The organism is Andreprevotia chitinilytica DSM 18519 (genome assembly GCF_000711875.1).
Taxonomy (GTDB): domain Bacteria; phylum Pseudomonadota; class Gammaproteobacteria; order Burkholderiales; family Chitinibacteraceae; genus Andreprevotia; species Andreprevotia chitinilytica.
This window is the reverse complement of the sequence record NZ_JONM01000037.1, coordinates 1-23397: the sequence shown is the minus strand read 5'-3', so window position 1 is coordinate 23397 and position 23397 is coordinate 1. Positions and strand designations below refer to the sequence as shown.

The 23397-nt window shown below is 61.7% G+C and carries 18 protein-coding genes and 1 pseudogene; 13 read left to right on the top strand and 6 right to left on the bottom strand.

Annotated elements, in window-relative coordinates; translation table 11 throughout:
• From BR41_RS20835 to BR41_RS20795, 8 genes are all read left to right on the top strand, one after another.
• Window positions 1-314, top strand: a 314-nt coding sequence (locus BR41_RS20835; protein WP_035059890.1) for an integrase core domain-containing protein, incomplete at its 5' end; no start/stop codon positions are given.
• Window positions 315-1500: 1186 nt separating this feature from the next.
• A complete protein-coding gene (locus tag BR41_RS23300) occupies window positions 1501-2334 on the top strand; it encodes a C39 family peptidase (protein ID WP_169741342.1) in 834 nt (277 codons plus the stop codon).
• A 181-nt stretch (window positions 2335-2515) separates the two neighbouring features.
• On the top strand, window positions 2516-3187 hold the full coding sequence (locus BR41_RS20820; protein ID WP_051711533.1) for a TetR/AcrR family transcriptional regulator: 672 nt from the start codon (window positions 2516-2518) through the stop codon (window positions 3185-3187).
• On the top strand, window positions 3184-5736 hold the full coding sequence (locus tag BR41_RS20815; RefSeq protein WP_035061100.1) for a PEP/pyruvate-binding domain-containing protein: 2553 nt from the start codon (window positions 3184-3186) through the stop codon (window positions 5734-5736). The genes BR41_RS20820 and BR41_RS20815 overlap by 4 nt, the downstream gene beginning before the upstream one ends.
• Before the next feature lie 139 nt (window positions 5737-5875).
• Window positions 5876-6253, top strand: coding sequence for a lysozyme inhibitor LprI family protein (locus BR41_RS20810; protein WP_051711531.1), 378 nt, complete (start codon window positions 5876-5878; stop codon window positions 6251-6253).
• A gap of 242 nt (window positions 6254-6495) precedes the next feature.
• Window positions 6496-7194 (top strand): hypothetical protein, encoded by a 699-nt coding sequence (locus BR41_RS20805; RefSeq protein WP_035061093.1) that lies wholly within the window; start codon window positions 6496-6498, stop codon window positions 7192-7194.
• A gap of 37 nt (window positions 7195-7231) precedes the next feature.
• Window positions 7232-7816, top strand: a complete 585-nt coding sequence (locus BR41_RS20800; protein ID WP_156970836.1) for a YiiX/YebB-like N1pC/P60 family cysteine hydrolase — start codon at window positions 7232-7234, stop codon at window positions 7814-7816.
• A gap of 249 nt (window positions 7817-8065) precedes the next feature.
• The gene (locus BR41_RS20795; RefSeq protein WP_035061088.1) at window positions 8066-9169 is read left to right on the top strand and encodes an AI-2E family transporter; all 1104 of its coding nucleotides are present in this window, start codon (window positions 8066-8068) and stop codon (window positions 9167-9169) included.
• Window positions 9170-9272: 103 nt separating this feature from the next.
• On the opposite strand, the gene BR41_RS20790 is transcribed toward BR41_RS20795, so the two are convergent.
• Window positions 9273-9785, bottom strand: coding sequence for a MarR family winged helix-turn-helix transcriptional regulator (locus BR41_RS20790; protein ID WP_035061086.1), 513 nt, complete (start codon window positions 9783-9785; stop codon window positions 9273-9275).
• 76 nt (window positions 9786-9861) lie between these two features.
• Between BR41_RS20790 and BR41_RS20785 the strand changes: the two genes are divergently transcribed.
• From BR41_RS20785 to BR41_RS20775, 3 genes are all read left to right on the top strand, one after another.
• Window positions 9862-10755: an EamA family transporter gene (locus BR41_RS20785; protein ID WP_035061084.1), complete on the top strand. Its 894-nt coding sequence runs from the start codon at window positions 9862-9864 to the stop codon at window positions 10753-10755.
• Between the two features lie 35 nt (window positions 10756-10790).
• Window positions 10791-11408: a nitroreductase family protein gene (locus BR41_RS20780; protein WP_035061083.1), complete on the top strand. Its 618-nt coding sequence runs from the start codon at window positions 10791-10793 to the stop codon at window positions 11406-11408.
• A gap of 135 nt (window positions 11409-11543) precedes the next feature.
• Complete coding sequence (locus tag BR41_RS20775) at window positions 11544-12656, top strand: acyltransferase family protein (protein ID WP_084187487.1); 1113 nt, start codon at window positions 11544-11546, stop codon at window positions 12654-12656.
• An 87-nt stretch (window positions 12657-12743) separates the two neighbouring features.
• Here BR41_RS20775 and BR41_RS23295 read toward each other — a convergent pair whose 3' ends face one another.
• The 5 genes from BR41_RS23295 to BR41_RS20750 all read right to left on the bottom strand — a co-directional run bounded on the left by BR41_RS23295 (window position 12744) and on the right by BR41_RS20750 (window position 21008).
• Window positions 12744-16400 (bottom strand): phosphocholine-specific phospholipase C, encoded by a 3657-nt coding sequence (locus BR41_RS23295; protein WP_051711529.1) that lies wholly within the window; start codon window positions 16398-16400, stop codon window positions 12744-12746.
• Window positions 16401-16882: 482 nt separating this feature from the next.
• Window positions 16883-17629, bottom strand: a complete 747-nt coding sequence (locus tag BR41_RS20765; RefSeq protein WP_035061076.1) for a DsbC family protein — start codon at window positions 17627-17629, stop codon at window positions 16883-16885.
• A 285-nt stretch (window positions 17630-17914) separates the two neighbouring features.
• Window positions 17915-19087 carry a UbiH/UbiF family hydroxylase gene (locus BR41_RS20760; protein ID WP_035061075.1) on the bottom strand — a complete coding sequence of 391 codons (1173 nt, stop codon included), beginning with the start codon at window positions 19085-19087 and terminating at the stop codon, window positions 17915-17917.
• A 27-nt stretch (window positions 19088-19114) separates the two neighbouring features.
• Complete coding sequence (locus tag BR41_RS20755) at window positions 19115-20329, bottom strand: MFS transporter (RefSeq protein WP_035061073.1); 1215 nt, start codon at window positions 20327-20329, stop codon at window positions 19115-19117.
• Window positions 20330-20384: 55 nt separating this feature from the next.
• A complete protein-coding gene (locus BR41_RS20750) occupies window positions 20385-21008 on the bottom strand; it encodes a TetR/AcrR family transcriptional regulator (protein ID WP_084187495.1) in 624 nt (207 codons plus the stop codon).
• A gap of 269 nt (window positions 21009-21277) precedes the next feature.
• Here BR41_RS20750 and BR41_RS20745 point away from each other — a divergent pair, with 269 nt between their 5' ends.
• Window positions 21278-22915: a methyl-accepting chemotaxis protein gene (locus BR41_RS20745; RefSeq protein ID WP_156970835.1), complete on the top strand. Its 1638-nt coding sequence runs from the start codon at window positions 21278-21280 to the stop codon at window positions 22913-22915.
• A 368-nt stretch (window positions 22916-23283) separates the two neighbouring features.
• Window positions 23284-23397: pseudogene (locus BR41_RS25335) on the top strand (IS110 family transposase); the annotation flags it as partial.

The window sequence follows — 23397 nt, the reverse complement described above, 5'->3', positions numbered from 1 at the left end:
ACCGAGGCAGTCAGTACGCCAGCGCGGCCTACCAGGCGTTGCTGCAGCGGCATGGCGTGGTGTGCAGCATGAGCCGCAAGGGCAATTGCTGGGACAACGCGGTGATGGAGCGCTTCTTCCTGAATTTGAAGATGGAACGGGTCTGGCAGCGCGACTATGCCAACCCGGCGGAAGCGGTGCGTGATGTGACGGATTACATCGTGGGCTTTTACAACAGCCTGCGGCTGCATTCCAAACTGGGTTACCGGCCACCCTCCGTGTTTGAGCGGGAATCGGCTGGCAACGCACCTAGTGGGGTGTCCGGGGAAAGTTGACCACTACATACTTTCTGTCCTTCTCATTCACCCTTTTTACGCAAACGCGAGCGAAATCGAGGGAGCTGCGGCGTTCGTGCGCCAGCGTGATGCCCGATTGCGCCAGTTGATACGCGGCGGAGCCGGGTTCGACAATGGCGACGAGGATTTGGAATAGCCGACCTAATTCGGCCACGCTATCCATGCCGTGGCGTGCGATGTCCTCTGCCGAGGCACCGGCTACGGATTGGACGGTGCGGCCATAGCATGGGATGGGGGGTGGTGCTGGCGTTCCTTGAGGTACGTTGGGTATGAGAGCCTCCTTGATGTGCTGGGAAGCCCGCTGCTCCGTCGTCAAACGAAGGTGGCGGGCACAAGGCAAGGTTGACGAACCGGCATCAAGGAACCGGCGCACCCGAGGGTGCCCCTACCAAGGCCCGCCATTGAAGACGTACAAGGGTATTGCGGACAACAAAAAACCGCTTTGCAGCGGTTCGTTCGCCTTGATGTTGCGGGTCGTCAAACCCGTTTGTTGCGTCGTCAAACACAACGGGCAAAGTATTCCGCACCGGCTTGGGCTTGGTCAAGGCGGTGCGGATGAGGCGTTGATGGCAAGCACCCTCACCCCCGGCCCCTCTCCCGTAAACGGGCGAGGGGAGAAAAACGCCAGCAGCGCAACACAAACTAGCACTGCCGTATCAACCCAAGTCACCCTCTCCTTCACAGGAGAGGGTCGGGGTGAGAATGGTCTGCCCCCCTTTCAAAAGCGCCCCGCCAGCCAGTCCGGCACGGGGGTTTCGGGGATCGAGTGTTTGAGGGCTTTAGCCCGAGTTTTCGATTCCCGCCCGTGACGGGCTGGCTGGCGGGGGAATCTGGCGCTTGCGCCAGACGCTTTTGCAGGGTCGCCTTTGGAGTGGAGAGGGCTTTGGCGAGACAAAGTCCTTTCCCCGTCCGCCGGGCGGAACCGGTATGTAACGCCTTTACTTGCGCCATTGGCGCTGAAAACCGTCGCCATCGCGAGCAAGCTCGCTCCTACAAAAGCTGCGGCCATGACATCCAGCGTTATCTTCCCGATGCATCCCTGCAGGTAGATCAACCTCAGCACCACAAATAAATATCCAATCTTGAAACCAACTCATCTGATCGTCGTAAGCTAGTGGCCGCAAAGCCCACAACGCCCCTCCACACGATGACCACGAGAAACCCAATGGCCCAGATCATCCTGAGAAACGAGATACCAGCCAGCATTGGCATAGTGACTTACGAGATCACCGATGCATCACAGAGTCAGACGAGGCTCACCGTGCCATCAGAAGGCGAGGTCATTCATCCGGTCGATCCGGCGCTAGGGCCGTGGCGCGTATCGGCCATCGTCGAGAGCACCAGCCCGGATCATTTGGCGACAACGTTGCCGGAACAGGTGATCACCACTTCCGCCACCGTGAATGCCAGCCTTGCAATGTCGGTTATTCAACAAGAGGAAGCACTGGCCGCGCCACACATGCTGCAGGCGCATCAGCCGACCATTGCCGCATCGCCCTCATCGAAAGAGCAGGCATTCAACATGCAAATGCAGACACAGACCAACTGGGCTTGGGCCGCAGTGGCAGCGAGTGTTGCGGCCTATTACAACTCACATGCTGCCGCCAATATCACGCAATGCAGTTTGGCCAGTTGGGCCTTCAGTCAGTCCAATTGCTGCAACACCCCTGTGTCATCGGCATGCAACCGGCCTTTTTCGGTGGCAGATGCGCTGCAATATGTCGGCCATCTCAACAGCTCACTGGCAGGCTCGATTCCGTTCAGCCAGGTTCAGGCCGAGATCGACAGCGGGCAGCCGATCGGGGTACGGATCACCTGGAACGGCATGTCCCTCGCACACGTGGTCGTCATCTGTGGTTATGACTACACCCAATCATCACAGCCCACGCTGCTGATCAAAGACCCTTGGGCGGGCACGACGGTCATGCGCTTCGCTGACTTCCCGGCGCGGTATCAGAGTGGCGGGACGTGGACGATGACTTTTCTAACGAAGGGATAATTCACAGGATGGGTTGAGCGAAGCGATGCCTGCGGCTTCGCTCAACGGGAGCGATGGGTATCGCAAGCTCAACCTATCCTACGAACTGCGTAAAACGCGCCCCGGCCAGCGGCACACGCTTGCCGATAAATTATTGAACGACGTACAATATTTGACGTCGTAAATTTATTTCAGGTGTGCCATGACTGCCGAAACCTCCCCTCCGCCCTCCCCCGATACCGATCCCGGCCGCCGCGAGCGCAAGCGCCAGCAAACGCTGGATCACCTTGCCGCCACCGCCTTTCGCCTGTTCGAAGCGCATGGTTTCGAGGCGGTGACGATGGAGCAAGTCGCGGCAGAGGCAGATGTCGCCAAGGGCACGCTCTATAACCATTTCCCGGTCAAGGAAGCGCTACTGGCGCATCTGTTGCATAGCGAGCTGGCGGGCGACATTCCACGTTTGCGCGCTGCCATCGAGGCCGCGCCGGATTTCGCCGCCCGCATGACTTGCCTGCTGCACGCCTCGGCAGATTGGTCGGCACGGCATCGCACCTATCTGGTCCACTACCTGCGCTTTCGCCTCGCCAATGCCGTCACGCCACCAACGACCACCGATGCCAAATCCGCCCGCAGCGGGCTCGATCAAGTCTTCGAGGCGTTGATCCGGCAAGGCCAGGCAAGCGGGGAGTTGCGCGCTGATCTGCCGCCCGCCCAGCTGGCGCAGATGTTCCAGTTCCTGTACCTGAGCGCGCTGCTGCGCTGGGTGGCCGCGCCGGATAGCGATCTGCGTGCTGAATTCGATGCCACGCTGCATGTATTTCTGCACGGTCTGATCGCAACGCCTGATCACAACCCAACGAGGGGCAAAGCATGACCGCGCTGATTTTCGATCTAACCGCAGCGGCAGAAGCCGGCCCTACCCAAGCCGGCGGCAAAGGCTGGCAGTTGGGCCGGCTGGCCCGCTTCGGCGTACCGGTGCCACCTGGTTTTGTCATCAGCGCGGCGGCGTGTGGCAAGCGCACAGCCGGCGAGCCGCCACCAGCCAGCCTGATTCAATTGCTGGCAGCGGAAATTGCGCAACGCGGCTGGCTGGCGCAAGCACTGGCAGTGCGCTCGTCCGCCCCGCAAGAAGACTCCGCAAAGGCATCGTTCGCCGGCATCCACCACACCAGCCTGAATGTGCGAGGGCTCGATGCCACCGTTGCAGCGGTGCAGGCGGTTTGGGATTCATTGTGGACGCCGCAAGCCGCGGCATACCGGCAGCGCATGGGCATCGACGACAGCGAAGCGACGATGGCGGTGGTTGTGATGCCGCTACTGCCAGCGCGGGCGTCTGGGATCGCCTTCACCTGCGACCCGATCTCCGGCCGCGACGATCAGTTGCTGATTCATGCGCATTGGGGGCTGGGCGAGGCCTTGGTCGATGGTCAAGTCGATGGGGACGAATACCGGCTGCAGGAAAACTATCTGGACGACAGTTTGCAGCTGATCGAGCAACGCATCGGCAGTAAGGCGCAATGGAGCGTGCCGGTTGCGGCAGGCGGCACCGAGTTGCAAACCACACCAGCCGACTTGGCCGCCCGGCCCGTGTTGACACCGGCCCAAGCGCTGCAATTGGGTGCATTGGTACGCGATGCGGCCTGCGCCCTCAACTACGCTCACAGCGGCTATGACGTGGAATGGGTGTGGGATGGCGAGCGCTTCTGGATCGTGCAGGCTCGTCCGGTCACGGCGCGGCCCCGCCATACCTACCCGGCACTCGCCAACCAGCCCGCGCTCTGGTCGCGTGGCAACACGCGGGAAATCCTGCCCGCGCCCCTATCGCCCATGGATTGGGGGCTCAGCCGTACCATGGTCAGCCGCATGCTGACGCGGGGTTATGCGCTGAGCGGGTACGCGCTATTGCCGGGTGCGCAACGTGCCGGCTTGTTCCACGGCCGGCTTTATCTCGAAACCTCGCTGATGCAATGGGAAGGCTACGATGCGCTGGGCGTGCCCCCCAAGGCCATGAACCAGTTGCTGGGCGGCCAGCAGGCAGAGATCACCGTCCTCCCGCCAACGTTTGGGCAACGTCTCGCCCGAGGGCTGCGCATGCTGCGCTACCTGAAGCGCAACGGCCGCCTGCGCCACAATGCCGAGGCGACGTTGCGCAATGCCCGGCAACGCGCGGCAGACTGGCTGAACGAGCCACTATCTGCCGACAACGCCGCACTCGCGCAACGCATGCGCGAGCAGTTCGCCATCGTGCGCGGCGCGGACGATCTGTTCTTCCTGCAAGGATCAAGCGGCGGCACCTTGTTCAATCTGGTGCAGCTGATCGACAAATACTGCCCCGGCGAAGGCCATGCCCTTGCTGCTGCACTCCTGGCGGGCGGCGAACCCAGCGTAACCGCCGCACAAGGCTATGCGCTCCTGGAACTGGCCCGCATCGCCGCAGCAGACGAAACCGCATTGGCATGGCTGCGCAGCCCGGATCGCGTCGGCACCGGCTGGCCGACCGCGTTGCCGGCAGACAGCCCGTTCCGCCGCGCCTTTGCCGACTTCCTGCGCGCTCACGGCCATCGCGCTGTCTACGAAACCTATATGCGCAATCCCCGCTGGCGCGAGGCGCCGGACTACCTGCTCGATAGCGTGCTCAACCTGATCGGCGCCGATCCGGCCCCGCTACGTCAGCGCCAACAACAGGCCGCCGCCGAGGCTCGGCAACGCCTGCGCCAAGTGCTGCCGTTCTGGCTGCGACCCATCGTGGCCAAGCTGGCGAAGACCGCCACCACGGAATGCAACCATCGCGAAGCGGCTCGCAGCGCCTTCATCGCACATCTGGAAGTGTTGCGACGGGCGATGTGCACACTGGCCGAACGCTGGACTGGCCCGGATGGGTTGGCACAAGCAAACGACATCTTCAATCTGACTACGCAGGAAGTCTTCGCTGTGGCTGAAGGCCGCTTGCCTGTCATCGCTGCCGCCGCCCGCGCCGCAGAACGGCAAAAACAGCTGGATGCCTGGGCACTGCAACGCGAACCGGATGTCGTGATGGAGCATGGTGACGCTGCGCCAGCCGCCATCGCTCCGGCACGCAAATATGATGAAGCGGGCGACATCTGGCGCGGCACCGCCGTGGGTAGTGGCTACGCCCAAGGGCGCGTGCACATCGCGCACAGCCCCGCCGACGGGTTAACGATGGCAGCCGGCGATGTGCTCGTCGTCCCATCTACCGATCCGGCCTGGACACCGTTGTTTCTCAAGGCCGGTGCGCTGGTGATGGAGACGGGCGGCTATCTCTCGCATGGGGCCATCGTGGCGCGGGAGTTCGGCATTCCGGCAGTGGTGAACCTGCCGGGGATACTCGATCAGCTGCGGCACGGGGAGTTGGTGGAAGTGGACGGCAACCGGGGAACGGTGCGAAGAACATCGGCAACTTGAAGCCAAGCGTCAGCCCGGCCGTTACACAGCTTGCCCCGCCTTTTTTGCTGTTGTCATATGATTGAGGGCGGAATAACGATCCGGGCGTGTGATGACGCCCTTTCCCGACTCATCCACCGACATATCGAGGAGCACATACGTGAACAAGATCCTGATCGCCCTGACACTGGCCTTTGCCGCCCACGGCGCACTCGCCAACTCGGCCTGCGACAAACCCAAGAACGATTTCGACGATCTGTACTGTCTGGACAAGGTCTACCTGCAGGCCGACAAAGACCTGAACGATGCCTACGGCAAGCTGGTGAAACAGCTGGATGCCGACGGCAAGGCCGCGCTGAAGAAAGGCCAACTGGCCTGGATCAGCAGCCGCAACACCGAATGCAGCTGGAAAGACAACCGCGGCTTTTTCGTGAATCTGGATTGCGCCACGCGTATGACCACCGAGCGCGCGCAGTTCCTGGTTGAGCGCTTGCGTGAGTGCACCAGTGCGGGGTGCATGAATAGCAAGTTGCAGTGATTTGGGCTTTACGGGCGACAGTGGAGGCGGAAACAAAGGCCGCTCCCGATTCTAATCGGCCCACGGAGAAGTCACTCGTTCCCTCGCCCATTTATGGGAGAGGGTTAGGGTGAGGGTGCTTGCAAAGGTCGCTGCATTTGGCACCACCCTCACCCCCGGCCCCTCTCCCATCAATGGGCGAGGGGAGAAGGCCTGATGCAAGCGCAACCCATCCTACAAACCCACCCACCAGGCCGATCAAATTGGATATCGACTTCCTGCTCAAACACATTCCGCCGGAACAAACGAACGCGGCGCTGGCAGAGTTTCTTGCTCACTATCTGAATCCGGCCTTCGGCACTTTGCCCAAGGGCGAGGTCGAGTTGCTGGTGCTCAATCTGCTGGAGCGGATCGGCGCGATCGAACCGGAGCCAACCGTGTACCAGCTGGTCTCCGCCCTGCACATCACCCGCTCGAAAGCCCGCCGGCTGATTTACGAACGGGAGCTACGGCGCTCTAGCGCCGCCAGCCTCGATGCGCGGGTCAAGGCGTTGCTCAAGCGGCCGTTGCTGCAAAAGGAAGGCGAGCTGTTCGTACTGGAAGTGGAAAACCCGCTGCTGGCCGATCATCTGCGCGCCAAGTTGCAGGTGCTGGGTTACGTCTCGGATGGCTCGTTCTCGCCCAGCCTGATCAAGCTCGGGCTCGACGCCGTTACGGCGCTGGTTGAAGACAGCCTTTCCGAAGACGAACGCGAGGCGATCCGCCATGCCTTGGTGAAGGCCGGTGCGCCGGATACGTCGTTCAGCGGCGTGCTCAAAGCCACGCTGAAAAAGATTGCTGCCAAGGTGGCAGACGACACTGGCGAAGCGCTGATGAGCAAGGTATCCGAATACTGGACGCCGATTGTCGATGGCGCGGTCGATCACGTGATCGAGGCCGCCAAATCCCTGTTTGAAGATTGACCCGAAGACTGACCTGAAAACCGAACTGCGAAAACTGATGTTCCGACCTCTACTGCTTTCCACCGTCCTCCTCGCCGCTGCCCTCACCGGTTGCGCCGTCCACCCGATGCAACAGAAGATCGCCGAATCCGCCACCAGCGCCGCCATGCTCGACGCCATCATGCGGCTCGGCAAACAAGGCGACTGGCTGGCGATTCGCGGCCTGCACGAGACGGATAATCTCGTCGCCACCGTCACCAATATGCCGCTATCACACGCGGCGATTCTCGATCTGGAAAAGCAGCAGGTGATCGAGGCCGAAGGCATTGGCATCCACACCACGCCGCTGGCGGATTTCACCGCCAAATCCGAACGGTTGCTGTTGATCCACCCGGTCTGGGCGACCGAAGAAAAAGCCCACGCCGCCGTGATCCAGGCCCGCGAGCTGGTCGGCAAGCAATACAACTACCTCGGCCTGCTCGGCTTCAACGTGCCGGATCGCTACTACTGCACCGAGCTGGCGATGGTGGTCTACAAACCGTACCCGAGCCTGCCGAACCCGATTCCACCGGTGATCGAACCGGGCCAGCTGTGGCATTGGGGGACGGTGATTTATGACTCGGGGCCGGTGTTGCCGCGTTGATTGCTCAGTTCAAAATCTTCGGCTCCGTAGGGCGCAATCCCCGTAGGGCACTGCGCCGCACCGCCTAGGTCACAACGGACGAGCTTCATCACCCTCTCTCCGGCTGATTGAATCAAACGTTGCGGCCAGCCGGACACAACCCACGTTGCGGCGCAATGCCCTACGGGGATTGCGCCCTACGAAGCTGATATCGAATCCGCACCAACGCCATCTACAATGGCAAACCCCGCCCCTCACCGAAGAACCCAAATGCAGAAAAGACACATCTGGATCGAACCCGCGATCGCCACCTGCGCCGTCGTGCTGCTGTTGGTGCTGTCGTACCAGATCCTTGCCCCCTTCATCGCTGCGCTGGTCTGGGGCGGCATCCTCGTTTATGCCGCCTGGGGGCCGTATATGCGGCTGGTGGGCTTGATGCGCGGCAATCGCTCGATTCCAGCGCTGCTGATGCTGCTGATCTTCAGCCTGTTGATTCTGGTGCCGACGATCGTGGCGGGATTGGAGTTGTCGTCCAATATCGACGAGATCACCAGCTGGGTGCAGGCGCATGTCGCCAACGGCTTGCCGCACTTGCCGCAGTGGGTCAGCGGTCTGCCTTGGGTGGGGCCAAAGATCGATGCCTTCTGGGCGGGCCTCGGCAGCGGCGATACCGAGGTGGTCAATCGCGTGAAGGAATGGCTCAAGCCGGTTGGTCAGCTGTTGCTGACCTTTGGCGCGGCGGTGGGCAGTGGTTTGCTGCTGATGTTGCTCAGCCTGATGTTCGCGTTTTTCTTCTTCATCAGCGGGCAGGATGTCGTGCGCTGGATTATGAACGCGCTGCACCGGATCGGCGGCGAGCGTGCGCAGGAGCTGATGCGTATCGCCGGCCATACCGTGCGCGGCGTGGTGTATGGCTTTCTGGGGACCGCGCTCGTCCAGGGCGCGCTGGCGTGGTTCGGGTACTTGCTCAGTGGCGTGCCGAATGCGCCCGCATTGGGGCTGGTGACGTGTTTCCTGTCGCTGATCCCCGGCGGCCCCAGCTTGCTCGGCCTACCGGCCGCGCTATGGCTCTATCAGCAGGGCCACACGGGCTGGGCGATTTTCCTGGCGATCTGGATGCTGGGCGTGGTGAGCATGGCGGATAACGTGGTGAAGCCGCTGTTCATCGGCAAGGGCAGCGATTTGCCCTTCATCCTGATCCTTGTCGGCGTGATGGGTGGCGCATTTGCCTGGGGCATGCTGGGCGTGTTCCTCGGCCCGACCTTGCTCGCCGTGAGTTATGCACTGCTGCAATACTGGGCAAAGCAGGAAAGCGCAGCGCTACCGCCTATCCAACCGGCAACCGAAACGCCCGCCCCGCCTGCCGGGCATTGATCGGCGGCCCCCCCTTCCGATGATCTCGGTCAGCATCAACCAACAATGCCCCGGCAACGGGGCATTGTTATTTCCACCGCCCGGATGGGAATGAGACGGGGGTTTACTCCTCCCGCACCTCCAACACCCCCAGCAACATCGCCAAATACTCATTCAGCACCGCCAGATCACCCGCCTCAATCGGCGCAAGAATCCGGTGTTCGTTCTCGACATGCGCCTCCACCGCTCGGTTGATCAACGCCAGCCCGGCGTCGGTCAGTTGCACCAGCATGCTGCGCGCATCGTTCGGGTTCGGGTGGCGGGCGACCCAGCCGCTGGCTTCGAGCCGTTGCAGCCGGTGGGTCATGGTGCCGGAGGTGATCATCAGGGCGGAAAACAATGCCGTGGGTGCAAGGCAATGTGGCGCGCCGGCCCGCCGCAACGTGGCCAGCACATCGAACTCCCAGCTGGTCATGCCAAATTCCGCAAACGTTTCATCCAGCCGCCGTTGTAGCAGCGCGGCACAGCGCCGCACGCGCCCGATCGGCCCCATCGGGCTGGCATCCAGGTCCGGCCGCTCCCGCTTCCACTGCGCCAGGATGTCGTCGACCGCATCCGGCTGTTTTTTAGTTTCCATGACCGACCCTCAATTATCTTGACTTCAAGATAAACAGCCATCAGACTGAAATTTATCTTCACTTCGAGATAATATCATGGCAACCACACAAAACCGTTCCTCCTGGCTTGATGCCTTGCTGACCGCGCTGGCGCCGGCCATTTGGGGCTCGACCTATATCGTCACCACCACGATCCTGCCGCCGGATCGCCCGTTCACCGCCGCCTTGCTGCGCACCTTGCCGGCCGGGTTGCTGCTCACCCTGTATGTACGGCGCTTGCCGGCTCGTGCCGATTGGGGCCGGCTCTTGGTGCTCTCCGCATTGAATATCGGTTTCTTCCAGACCTTGCTGTTCGTGGCAGCCTATCGCTTGCCCGGCGGACTGGCGGCGGTGGTCGGCGCGATTCAACCGCTGCTGGTGATGGGGCTGGCGTGGGCGATTGATCGCCGCCAACCGGCCAGTCTAGCCGTCGGGGCGAGCGTGATCGGCGTGCTGGGCATGGCAGCGCTGTTGCTGTCCCCCGGCTCGGTGTGGGACCCGATCGGCATCACTGCCGCACTGGTTGGCGCGGCATGCATGGCGACAGGTACCTATCTGGCGCGGCGTTGGCGGCCGGATGTGCCGGTGCTGGCCTTCACCGGCTGGCAGTTGCTGGCCGGCGGACTGATGCTGGTGCCCGTGGCATGGACTTTCGACGCCCCCTTGCCCGCGCTGAGCGTCACGCAAATGCTGGGTTACGCCTATCTCTCCATCTTCGGCGCGCTGCTCTCCTACGCCCTGTGGTTCCGCGGCATTGCGCGCTTGTCGCCAGTGGCCGTGTCATCGCTCGGCCTGCTGAGCCCATTGACCGCCGTCATCCTCGGCTGGGCGCTGCTCGGGCAAAGCCTGAACGCAATCTCGCTGGCCGGTTTCATCACCGTGCTGGGCAGCATCCTCTTGGTACAACGAGCCTTGAGCCCGGCCACACCTGCATTGGTTGCCGCACGTTGAATCACAAACATCCCGTTTCTTGCCAGGAGCACACCATGTTCAACACCGTCAAAACCCTGATCGAATCCCGCATATCCACCGGCCGTTACGATGCCAGCCGTCCCGTCTCGGATGAAGCCGTCACCGAACTGGTGCGCCTCGCCACCCGCGCCCCGTCGGCCTACAACTTCCAGAACTGGAAGTTCATCACCGTGCGCTCGCCGGAAGCCAAAGCCCGTCTGCAAGCTGTCTCCTACGGGCAACGGCAAGTGGTGGACGCCCCCGTGACCTTCATCATTTGCGGCACGCTGGCCGCCTACGAAGGCCTGCCCCAAGCGCTGCAGCCCGCCTTGGATGCCGGCATCCTGCAACAGGCCACCGTCGACGGCTGGGTCGCCCAAGCCAAGGACAACCATGTTGCAAATCCGCAGCTGCAACGCGATGAAGCGATGCGCTCGGCCTCGCTGGCTGCAATGACGCTGATGTTCGCCGCCCAAGGCATGGGGCTCTCCACCGGGGCCATGAGCGGGTTTGATCCGGCTGGCGTGGCGCAGGAGTTCGGGCTGGCCGACCACGAAATTCCGGTCATCCTGATCACCGCCGGTTATCCGGCAGAAGGCAATTGGCCACAGAAGCCGCGCAAGGCGCTGGATGAGGTGATGGTGTTGGCTTGAGTGATGCGGCGCGAATCCCGGCAATGGAAAAACCGGCCTTTGCGCCGGTTTTTCTTTGGCGCACACGCGTGCTAACGCAGCCCCGGATCGGGCGTCTTCGCATACAATCGCGTTCGCTTTTCGTAACCCCTTGTCATGAATATGTCTTCCGCTGATACCCGGCGCTTTGTCGTCCTCGATAGCTTCCGCGGGCTTTGTGCGCTCTGCGTCGTCGTGTTTCACCAGCACCTGTTGCAAGGCTTTAGCGAGCTGACCTTTTTCCGCTCGGCCGGCCTGATGGTGGAATTCTTTTTCACCCTCAGCGGCTTCGTGCTGGCCCATCGCTATCGGCGGGAAAGCTTCGATCGCCCCGCCTTCGGCCAATTCGTGATCAGCCGCAGTTTCCGCGTGCTGCCCTTGCATCTGACCATGCTGCTGCTCTTCAGCCTGCCGCTGTTGTGGCAACTGATCAGCGCCAGCATCGCCAGCGGGCAGATCCATGCCTTGCTGACCGGCAGCGGGCTCAAGCGACAATGGCTGTACCAGCTGTTTCTGCTGCAGGCATGGCTGCCGGCGGCCGATCCGTTCGCCTTCAATGGGCCGGCGTGGAGCATCAGCGTCGAGTACTACCTGTATCTGGGCTTCGGGCTGGTATTGCTGCTGGACTTCCGGCGTAGCCAGATCGCTTTTGCCGTGATCGTGGCGCTTTGCTCGCTGGCCGTGCTGCTGCGGCTGGATTTCACCAGCAGCGGCGGGTTTCGCGGCATCACCTGCTTTTTCACCGGGGCATTGGCCTACGGTTGCCTTGATTGGCTGCAACACCGCCGCCCGGACAAGACACTGGGCACGCTGCTGGAAGTGCTGACGGTGCTGATCCTGTATTACGTCATCACCGGCCACTATCCAGCCAAGAGTTTCATTGCCACGTGGGTATTCAGCATCGCGATCATCCTGTTTTCTTTCGAAAGTGGTGTGGTGTCCCAATTGCTGCACGGCCGCTGGTTCGTCAAGCTGGGGCAATGGTCGTTCTCGATCTACCTGACGCATTACGCGCTGCTGCATGTGCTGCAATGGACCATGCAGCGGTTCTGGCCGGAAGCGCTGGTCACCGTCGAGGACGGGCCGGTCTATCTGAGCACCGACAGCTACATTGGCGACAATCTGCTGGGGATCGCCATGCTGGTGCTGGTGGTGCTCATCTCCCGCATCAGCTATCGGCAGATTGAATTGCGCGGGATTGCCTGGGGGAAGGCTTGGAGCCGGCGTTAGGTTTCCCGCCGTTATTAATGATCAAACATCAACGCCCCGTTTCCGGGGCGTTGTTGTTTACTAGCACGTCAGGTCATTCCACATTCATCAAGCGCAAGCTCCATTGTCCTGCCACGCCAAACCGGTGCCGCTGTGCGTATCCGGCTGCTCGCCTTGGGTGATCCACTTGGCCTGATAGTTACGGCCGTTGTAGCTCACGGTCTGGTTGGCTTGGTATTGCGTTGCGGCTACCCAAGCTGGTGAGCAAACCGCGATGCTCAGCGTGCTGGCCGAGGCCGTACCGGTGCGCAAGTTCTGCAGCGGTTGGTTGGCGGTGACGATGGCCTGGATATCGCTGGCGGCCAGCTGGCGGTTCCACACCGCAACATCGTCGAACTCCAGCAGGTACTTTTCGGTCGGGAAGCGGCTGTAGTAATCACCGCGCGCATCTTCGTTCAGCGCCCAGCGGCCGTAGCTCGGCACGAAGTTACCGGTCACGTTGCTGAAGTTCACCGTGGTGGTCGCGACCGTGCCGGCAGCGTTGCTGGCGTAGCAGACCATCTTCTTGTTGGTGGCATCGACGACGATAGCGACGTAAATCCAGCTGCCGGTCACCAGCGCGATATAGCCATCGGCGCGGTGGCTGCCGTCGCCGATATTGAACTTGAAGCGACCATCACCGGTGGAGCCGATCGAGATGCCGGCGTTCAAGCCGGTCGCCCAATCCTTGTTGCAGCTCACGCTGGTTTCGGTGGTCATGCCGGTCGGCAGTTTGACCCAGAAGCCGTAGGTGAAGCTGGCCGGGCCGGCGGCCATGTCATACGGCAGGAACGCGGCGGCAGCTTGCTTGGCATCGAGCTGGATGCCGCTGCCGTATTTCGCACTGGTGTCGTATGCGACCGGGCCGGTGGTGGTGGCGGTGTTGCCGCCCACTTCATCGGTGCCGTTGCTTTCGAAGCGGTGATAGTGCGTGAGGCCGGTGAGCAACGCGGCAGTGAAACCGGGCACCGGGGTTGGCGCAGGCGTCGGCGTGGGGGATGGCTGGGTGCGCAGGGTCTGGATTGGTTGATTCGCGCTGGCGATAGCCTGGATATCACTGGCGGCAAGGATGCGGTTCCAGACGGCGATGTCGTCGAACTCCAGCACGTATTTCTCGGTCGGGAAGCGGCTGTAGTAATCACCACGCGCATCTTCGTTCAGCGCCCAACGGCCATAGGTCGGCACGAAGTTACCGGTGACGCTGCTGAAATCAACGGTAGTGGTCGCAACCGTGCCGGCCGCGTTGCTGGCGTAGCAATACATCTTCTTGTTGGTGGCATCGACCGCAATGGCAACGTAAATCCAGCTGCCGACCACTTCGCTGATGTAGCCATCGGCACGGTGGCTGCCGTCGCCGATGTTGAACTTGAAACGACCATCGCCGGTGGAGCCGATCGAGATACCGGCATTCAGCCCGGTCGCCCAGTCCTTGTTGGTGGCAACGCTGGTTTCAGTGGTCATGCCGGTGGGCATCTTCACCCAGAAGCCGAAGGTGAAGCTGGCCGGCCCGGCGGACATATCGAACGGCAGGAAGGCGGCCGCCGCTTGCGTCGCATCGAGCTTGAGGCCGGTCGAATACTTGCCGCTGGCATCATAGGTCACCGGGCCGACGCTGGTAAGCGTGCTGCCGCCCACGTCGTCGGCCAGGTTGCTTTCGGTGCGGTAGTAGTGAGTCAGGCCGGACAGCAGTGCGGTGGTAAATCCGCCCGGAACTGGGGTCGGCGTTGGGGTGGGAGTCGGTGTCGGGCTGGGTGTGACGCCGGCAATGGCACGGCGGCCGGGGAAGGTGGAACTGTTGCCGCCTTCGATGTGGCCGCAGTACTCGTAGACGAACACGTTACCGGTATCACCAGACACCAGCAGCATGAAGTCATACCAGTTGTTGAGGGTATTGAGCGTGACGGTGCTGGTGGCGTTGGCAGCCAGATTCACTGGTGTGCGCGTGCCGGCGAGGTAGTCGTCCAGATTGACGGTGATCGCCACGGCAGCACGGTTTTGCAGCGTGATGCTGACCGAGCCACCGGCCGTATTCGGCGTAACGGTGACTTGCGGATAAGCGCCATTCTGGAACGCGGTGGCCGAGAAGCTGCCGGCAAAGCGGCGGTAGAAGCTGTTCGGACCGTGCACAGCGACGTCGAAGCGGCCGGATGTTGCGCTCGTGCCATCGAGTACCTGGCTTTGCGTGCCGCTGGCAGCCACGGTGACGAAGATTGGCGTGAAGGTCAGATACGTGTAGCCATGGACATCGAAGGCCGCGCCTTGGGCGCCGGTATTGCCGAATGACAACGTGAGCTTCTTGGTCGAGGTATCGATGGCGGCATTGAGGTTCGGTTGCACCGCGACCGGGCGCAGCGGGCGGGCTCCGGCGGTTTCGACCAGCGGCGCAGTCGTTTCGCCGTTCGGCTGCGCGGCCGGCAAATTGGCGCAGGCATAGGCAGCATCGCTGGCGAGGGTGGCGGTGTTCGGCAAGGTGGTCGGGAAGCCGTAACCGCTGGCGGTGAAATCAAACCCATCCATCAAATCGCCGCAGACGCTACGCCGCCACGCCGAGATATTCGGCTCTTGCACGCCGGTGAAGCGTTCCAGGAAACGCAGGGTTGAGGTGTGATCGCTGGTCTGGCTATGCACCCAGCCACCCACGCTCCACGGCGAGATCAGCCAGGTCGGGATGCGCTGGCCAAGGCCGAGCGGGAAACCGCTGTTCCATTCATTGGTGGTGCCAGTCGGCGGAATCGGCGGGACGACGTGATCGAAAATGCCGCCGTTTTCGTCGTAGGTGTAGATGAACACCGTCTTGGCCCAGACGGCCGGATTGCTGGCGAGGGCATCGAGGAAAATCTTGGCGTAGTTGGCACCGGCGTTCGGCGCATAAGCCGGGTGTTCGGACAAAGCCGCCGGGGCGAGAATCCAGCTCACGGCCGGCAAGGTATCGTTTTGCACATCGGTGGCGAACTGGGTGCGGGCGAAACGCGCCATGCCTTTCTGATACAGCGGCGACGAGGTGGCTGCGTTCTTGAAGTTGGCAAACCACGCCAGCGCGTTGTCGTCGTAGTTGTCGGCTTCCTGATAGACCTTCCACGAGATGCCGGCGCTTTCCAGCCGCTCGGCATAGGTGGTCCAGGTGAAGGCGGTGCTTTCGTCGTTGTTCATCGACGCGCCGTTGGACCACAACCCCTGCCCGTTCGAGCCGGACATCAGGAACAGCCGGTTCGGGTTGGTCGAGGTATCGGCCGAACAGAAATAGTGGTCACAGGTGGTGAAGGCATCGGAGAGCGCGTAGTGGAAGGCGATGTCCTGGCGGGTGTAGTACGCCATCGCGTAATTGCCCTTGTTCGGAATCCACTTGTCCATCGCGCCGCCGTCGAACGCCTGGCGACCGGTTGCCCAATCGTGCGTGACATCGACCATGCACTGGCCGCTGGTGTTGGCACTGTTGAGACGGAACGGCCAGATGGCCTGATTGCTGCCGTTCTTTTGCGCGAACACGCTGCTGCCATCCGGCAAGCGCAGCGGGTGCGGATCGTTGTAGCCCCGCACGCCATTGAGGGTGCCGAGGTAATGATCGAAGGCGCGGTTCTCTTGCGACAGGATGACCACGTGCGCCACCGAGGCAAGACTGCCGCTGGAGGAACCCGCCGCGAGCACTTTTTGCAGGCTCAGCGGCAAGGCAGACAAGGCGGCGCTGGCGCCACCATATTTCAGAAAACGACGACGGGACATGCTCATGCGGGACTCCTCCATTCCTGATGGCAAACGCCGATCGATAGGGAGCCTCCCCCAAAACCCTGCTGGCAGCGTTGCGCTCACTTGCCGTACTGAATGTACTGTCTGCGTTTCGCGCGCCTTGCCAGCACCGCTTCGCTGGATTTTGGTAACGGCTCCCCGTCAATCGGCCGGGAACCCGCATAGTCGTCTAGAACTGTTGAAGTGGAATGACGGCGACATAACACGTCGATGAAGGATTTGTGGCGGCGAATGTTGCGGCAGGACATCGTAGGTTGGCGCTGAGCATCGCGAAGCCCAACATCAGCTCAAGCAGCGCTATCAATGGCGGCATACGACGCACGGCGAATGTTGGGCTTCGCTGCGCTCAACGCCAACCTACAAGAGCATTGGCACCCCAAAAAACAAATGCCCCACTCAATGAGCGGGGCATTTGTTTGAGTGTTGGCTACTTGATCAAGCAACCACACACAGGCAAAACAGAATTACTTGGCAGCGGCAGCCGCGGTCAGCAGTTTCTCGATCTGCTCCTTCGGAATCGCACCCGGAACAATCTGGCCGGTGGTAAAGACCAACGCCGGCGTACCGGTGATGCCCATCTTCTCGCCCAGCGCCAGATTCTCGGTGATCGGCGTGGTGCAATCGGTCTTGATCGGGTCCGGCAACTTCTTGTTGTCCATCCAGTTACGCCATGCGGCGACGTCATTGCCGCTGGCGCACCAGATCGCTTGCGATTTGCGCATTGCATCCGGGTGGATGTTGAGCGGGAACAGGAAGGTGTAGATCGTGACGTTGGTCACGCCCTTCAGGCTGTCGTTTTCCAGGCGGTGGCAGTACGGGCAATCCGGATCGGAGAACACGGCCAGCTGGCGGCTGCCGTCGCCACGGACTTCCTTGATCGCTTTGTCCAGCGGCAGCAGCTTGAAATCCGTCTTCAGCAGCTCATTGGTGCGCTGCTCGGTCAGGCTTTGGTGATTGGAGAGGTCCACCATATCGCCGACCAGCACGTAGTCGGCCTTGGCATCGGTATAAATGATCTGATGACCACCGACGATGACTTCGTAAACGCCCTTCATCGGCGTGGTATTCACGGCGGTGATGTCCCGGCCGGCCATCTTCTTCTGCAACTTGGCCTTGATCTGGCTGGCATTCGGGGCCGTATCGGCCGATGCCGAACAAGCGGTGATTGCGACCAGGCTGGCAACGACCAGCAGGCGACTAAACAGGGCCATCTTCTTTCCTTTTAATAAGCTGTTGTAGTTGAGTTCAAACATTGTGCACCACCGCATGAGTCGTACTGCCATTGCTGTTCGCGGTCGCTACTCACGATCACGTCATAGATGCCGTTGTACAGAAGCGGCGGCATTACGCTGTAATTTGTTAAACAGTTTCTTTAAATCCAATCAAATCCATTTCGCGCGGCTGCCAATGCCTTCCTGGCCAGGCGCTCAGCCACAGACAGTACTACGAGTACGGCAAGGCTGAGCAACAACGCCAGGGAGGCTTTGTCAGTCGCGCTAATTGTCCATTGCGTGGCGGATGAGCTGCTGCTTGATCCACGGCATGCTGTCGGTCAGCCCAAGCCCCAGATTGCGTAATGGCTTGAGCCACGGATTGGCGTTGTTGAACAGTTTTTGCAAGCCGTGGCACACGCCCTGCATCAGGTAAATCGCTTCGCGCCGGCTGCGCTCATACCGGCGCAATACCAGGTAATCACCGCAACGACCGGGGTGTTCGGCCTTGAGAATATTCGCAAGTTCCGCCACATCCCCGAATCCGAGGTTCACGCCCTGACCAGCGAGCGGATGGACCGTGTGAGCGGCATCGCCGACCAGCACCACGTGCGCCTTGGTGAGTTCTTCAACGTGGGTGAGTTTGAGCGGAAACGCCGCTGCCGGCGAAATCGCGATCAATGCGCCCAGCTGCCGGCCACCAGCGGCGGCGATGCGTTCGGCGAGTTCTTCCGGCGTCAGCGCCAGTAGCTCAGCCTTGCGCTCGTCATTGCACGACCAGACGATGGAAATGCGATTGCCGGCCAGCGGCAGCCACGCCAGCACGCCGTCCTCAAAGAACCATTGCCGTGCCGCGCCGTAATGCGGGCGTTCAATCTCGAAATTCCCGACCACGCCCCACTGCTGATAAGGCTCGACCTTGGCGGTAATGCCGGCTTGTTCGCGCAGCCAGGATTGTGCGCCATCCGCGCCAACCACCAGCTTGGTGCGAATCGTCTCGCCACTGGTGAGCGTGAGCAACGCGCCTTCGGCATCGGTGACCAGACTTTCCGGCCGGGCTGGTGAGATCAGCGTGACATTTGGCGCTTCAGCGGCGGTTTGCCACAGTGCGGATTGCAGCTGCCGGCTTTCCAGAATCACTGCCAGATCATCCACGCCGGCATCCAGCGCGTTGAATTCGAGGCTGGAATGGCCATCGTCGCCGTAGATTTTCATGGCGGCCACCGGGCCGAGCCGGGCGGGATCGAGCCGCTGCCAAGCGCCGATTTTTTGCAACAAGCGCCGGCTGGCGCTGCTGATGGCGTATACGCGGTTATCCCATTCATCTGCCGGCCATTCACTGGCGGGCGGATTGCCTTCAATCAGGCCGATGGCATAACTGCTGTCACGCAAACTGGCGGCAAGCGCGGCGCCAACCAGGCCGCCGCCCACGATGAGGATGTCGAATTCCTGAGTCATTCGGCGATTTTAGCAGCAGCGCAGCGCTCAACGCTCGGTCGCGTATTCGGTCGCGTAATAGAGCAAGGCCGCGACGGGCAAGGCGAACCCTACCCATGACGTCAGCGCCCAGCCGCCCTGCGCGAACGCCCAGCCGCCAAACGCCGATCCCACTGCGCCGCCGGCAAAGAATGTCGCCATATAGAGGCCGTTGAGACGGCTGCGATGCTCGGCACCGAGCGCGAAGATGGCGCGTTGCCCGAACACCAGATTCGCAGTCACGCCAAAATCCAGCAGGATCGCCGCTGCCACCAATAACGCCAACGCCAGCAGCGAGCCCGGCTGGGCGATGTGCGTCAGCAGGAAGGCGCCGGCCGCGGTCAGCATCGCCAAACCACTCCCGAGTCGACTCCAGCCACGATCGGCGAAGCGGCCGGCAATCGGCGCGGCCACTGCGCCCGCCACACCCGCCAACGCAAACAACGCGATGCCACTTTGCGACAGGCGGAACTGCGGCCCGGCCAGCAGCAATGGCGTGGTGGTCCAGAACAGGCTGAATGCGCCAAACAGGCACGCCTGATAGAGCGCCCGGCGTTGCAAGATCGGTGTGGTCAGCGCCATGCGCCCCATCGAAGCCAGCAACTCACCATACCGCAGTCGGGCAGCTGGCCGGCGCACTGGCAGGGTTTTGCTGAGCACAACGACCAGCAGCACCATGACAACGGCCGCGACAGTGAACACCACATGCCATGACGAAACATCGGTGATGAAACTCGCCACCGGCCGGGCCAGCATGATGCCCAGCATCAAGCCGCTCATCACATTGCCGACCACCTGCCCGCGACGCGCCTCGGGCGCGAGGTGCGCGGCGAATGGCACCAGAATCTGCACCGCTACCGAGCCCAAGCCGATGCACAGCGCCGCCAACAGGAACGGCAGTGAATGCGTGACCAGCGCAGCGGCAGCCTCGGCCAGTGCGCCCAGCGAGATCACGCAGGCAATCAAGCGCCGGTTCTCGAACAAATCGCCCAAGGGCACGATCAACAGCAGACCAGCCCCATAGCCAACCTGGGTCATGGTCACGATCAACCCGGCCGCTTGCGGCGATAAGCCAAGCGCAGCACTGATCGGGCCGATGAGGGGTTGCGCGTAGTAGAGATTGGCGGCAATCAAGCCGCAGGCGGTCGCCAGCAGCAGGGTCAACCAGGTGGAAATGGCGGGCGGCTCGGACAACGGAGCAGCCAGGGTGGCTTCGGCAGACATGGGCACTCTCCAAAAATGGAAACGATCATTTCCAAAATAAGTAAAAAAATTTTGATCAGCCGAGCAGCTTCATCGCCACATCGACCACGGCCAGTAACTCCTCATGCGCCCGGCCGGTCTTGCCCAGCACGCGCATGCCTTGCAGAACACACAGCATCGAGCGAGCCGTCACCGGGCCGTCGATGTCGGCAGCAATCGACCCATCCGCCTGCCCGTCCTTGATCAACCCGGCCAGCATCGTCTCATTCCGCATCAGCGAGTCGTTGACCTGCCGGGCAATCCCTTCATCGAAAATCGCCAGCTCGATGGCACTGCCCACCACCAGACAGCCAAGCCGCCCCTCGATGCCGTGGCACTGTGTCGCGTAAGTGGTCAGCACCTTGCACACCTTGTCTCGGCCGGACTTTTCGGTCTGGATGGCCGCCTGCATGGCGGCCTTGCGCAGCGTGATGTGGCGTTCCAGCGCCGCGCTGAACACCGCGTGCTTGTCCTTGAACGCCTTGTAGATGCTGCCCGCCGTCAGCTCCATCGCGGCGCTCAGATCGCTAATCGACGTGCCGTGATAGCCGCGCTCGCGAAACACGTCGATGGCTTTGTCCAGTGCTTCGTCCACGTCGAATTCACGCGGTCGGCCACGGGTGCGGCATTCCTTGTCTGGGGATGGGGTTGATCCGGTCATGCCGCCACTATAGGAAACGATCGTTTCCGAAGTCAACAACAAAGTCTGCTGCGCGGGTCGTGTACTTCCCCTTCCCCGCGCATGCACAACGCCACTTGCGTCATGCCGCACACCGCCTGCACAGCGTAAGAAATCGCAAAAATTACCCACCAGTTCGATGAATTGTCATTTGACATCGTAAGAATATTTTGTTTTTCCAAACCGGTTTGGATAAGCTGCGTTCACGCGCCGTTTCAGTGCACGGCCTCCTCCTATATTTGGATGTCATTGTGAAAATCCTGACGAAACTTTATCTATTCAGCGGCGTAGCGCTCGCCCTGCTCCTGGTCACATCGACCTTGGGTTGGCTGGGCATCAGCAAGGGCGAACAGGCCATCCGCGAGATCGATACCGAAGTCATGCCCGCAGTGCGTGGTCTGCAGGCGATTGGCGAAGGGCAGCATGCGCTGCGTGCCGAAGAACTGCTGGTGCTGATGATCGCCCGCGAATCGCTGCCCGGCGTGGCACTGGGCAAGCGGCTGGAGCAGAAACAATTGCTGTGGAAGCGCGTCGACGAGGGCTGGAAAGCCTACGCCGGCCGACCCAAGCGCGCGCAGGAACAGCAGCTGTGGCAGGTGTTCGAGGCGCAATGGAAGCAATGGAAGGACGCCGATAGCGGCCTCTCGAAAATGCAGGATCAGCTGGCCCATGCCGATATCAGCATGGATACCTACCAGGTGGCCTACGAGGCATCGCAGCCGCTGTTCGACTCCGCCAATGCCAGCCTGCGTAAGCTGATCGAATTCAACAACCAGGCGGCCCGTTTGTCAGTGGACGCCAGCCGCGACACCACCGTGGCGGCACGCTGGGGCATGCTCGTTGCCGCGTTGATCGGCGTGGTAGTGCTGAGTGGCGTGGCGCTCGTGATCATTCGTTCGGTGATGCGGCAGGTGCAGGGGATTTCCGGCGCGATCGATACCGCCAAACAGCAACTCGACCTGACCGTACGCGCGCCGATGCACGGCCGCGATGAGTTATCCGGCGCGGCGCGGATGCTCAACGATCTGTTCGACACCCTGCAAGGCAGCTTGAAGCAAGTGCTCGAACGCGCCCGACTGGTCAATCTTGAAGCTGGCAGCGTGGCCGGCAGCGGCGGCCAGATTGCCCACGGCACGCGCCGGCAAAGTGAATCGACGGCAGCGATGGCAGCAGCAATCGAAGAATTGTGTACCAGCATCGAGACCATCTCGGAGCACTCGCGCCAAGTGCTGGCGACGGCCGAAACGGCCGAAACACTAGCCAGCCAGAGCGACCGGCAATTGCAGGATGCCGCGCACGAGATTGGCCGCATGGTCGACACCATCCAGCGCTCCGCCGCCGATGTGGCCCAACTGGCGACCAAGGCAGACGACATCGGCCGCATTGTCGGCGTGATCAAAGGCATCGCCGATCAGACGAATCTGCTGGCGCTCAACGCCTCGATCGAAGCCGCCCGCGCCGGGGAAGCCGGGCGTGGCTTCGCCGTGGTGGCGGATGAAGTAAGAAAGCTGGCCGAAAGCACCGCCAATTCCACCGCCGAGATCGGCGCCACCATCCAGACCATCCAGCAACAAACCCGCGACGCCGCCGCAGTACTGCAATCGGGCGAACAGCAAGTACGAATCGGTGTGAACAAAGTGGGGGAACTGGTCGAGCCGCTGCGGCAATTGCACGACGGCGCCCGCAACACCCGCCGCGATGTCACCGACCTGATCGACGCGCTGCAGGAACAAACCGCCGCTGCGCAACACATCGGCAAGCATGTCGAAACGGTATCGCGGCTAGCGGAAGAGAACAGCGCGGCATCAGCCAACTCGGCGAGCGCGGCTGGCAAGTTGGGGAGCATTGCCGCGACGCTGGAAGCGGATATGGTGCGGTTCAGGCTTTGAGTTTCTGGCCTTGCCATTGCTTGCGCGGCTTTCGCCTTGCTCGTGAGGGAGGGGAGATGGCTGCGGCACTGCGCGTAGGATGGGTTGAGCGCAGCGATACCCATCGCTCACGTTCAACCCAGCAGCATGGGTATCGCTACGCTCAACCCAACCTTGTATCTTGCTTCCCGTGATGGTTAGCTCCCATCACACGAGGCAGCGGCAGCTTGGACCCCCCCTGAAGGCCTGGACCTTGCGACGTAGATCAAGCCCGCTGCCTCACCCTCCTCGCCAATTAGACACTGAACGGTAGCCAAGGGCGCGACCCTGTATGCACAAGGCAAGTGGGCGACGTGGCACTTTCTTCATCTTCTCGATCTTTTCTCATCATGCACTTTCTCGGTATCGACGTTTCCAAAGCCAAACTCGACTGCTGCCTGCTCGTTGACGTAGCAGCCGGCAAACGCAAGACCAAAGTCATCGACAACACCAAGGCCGGCATC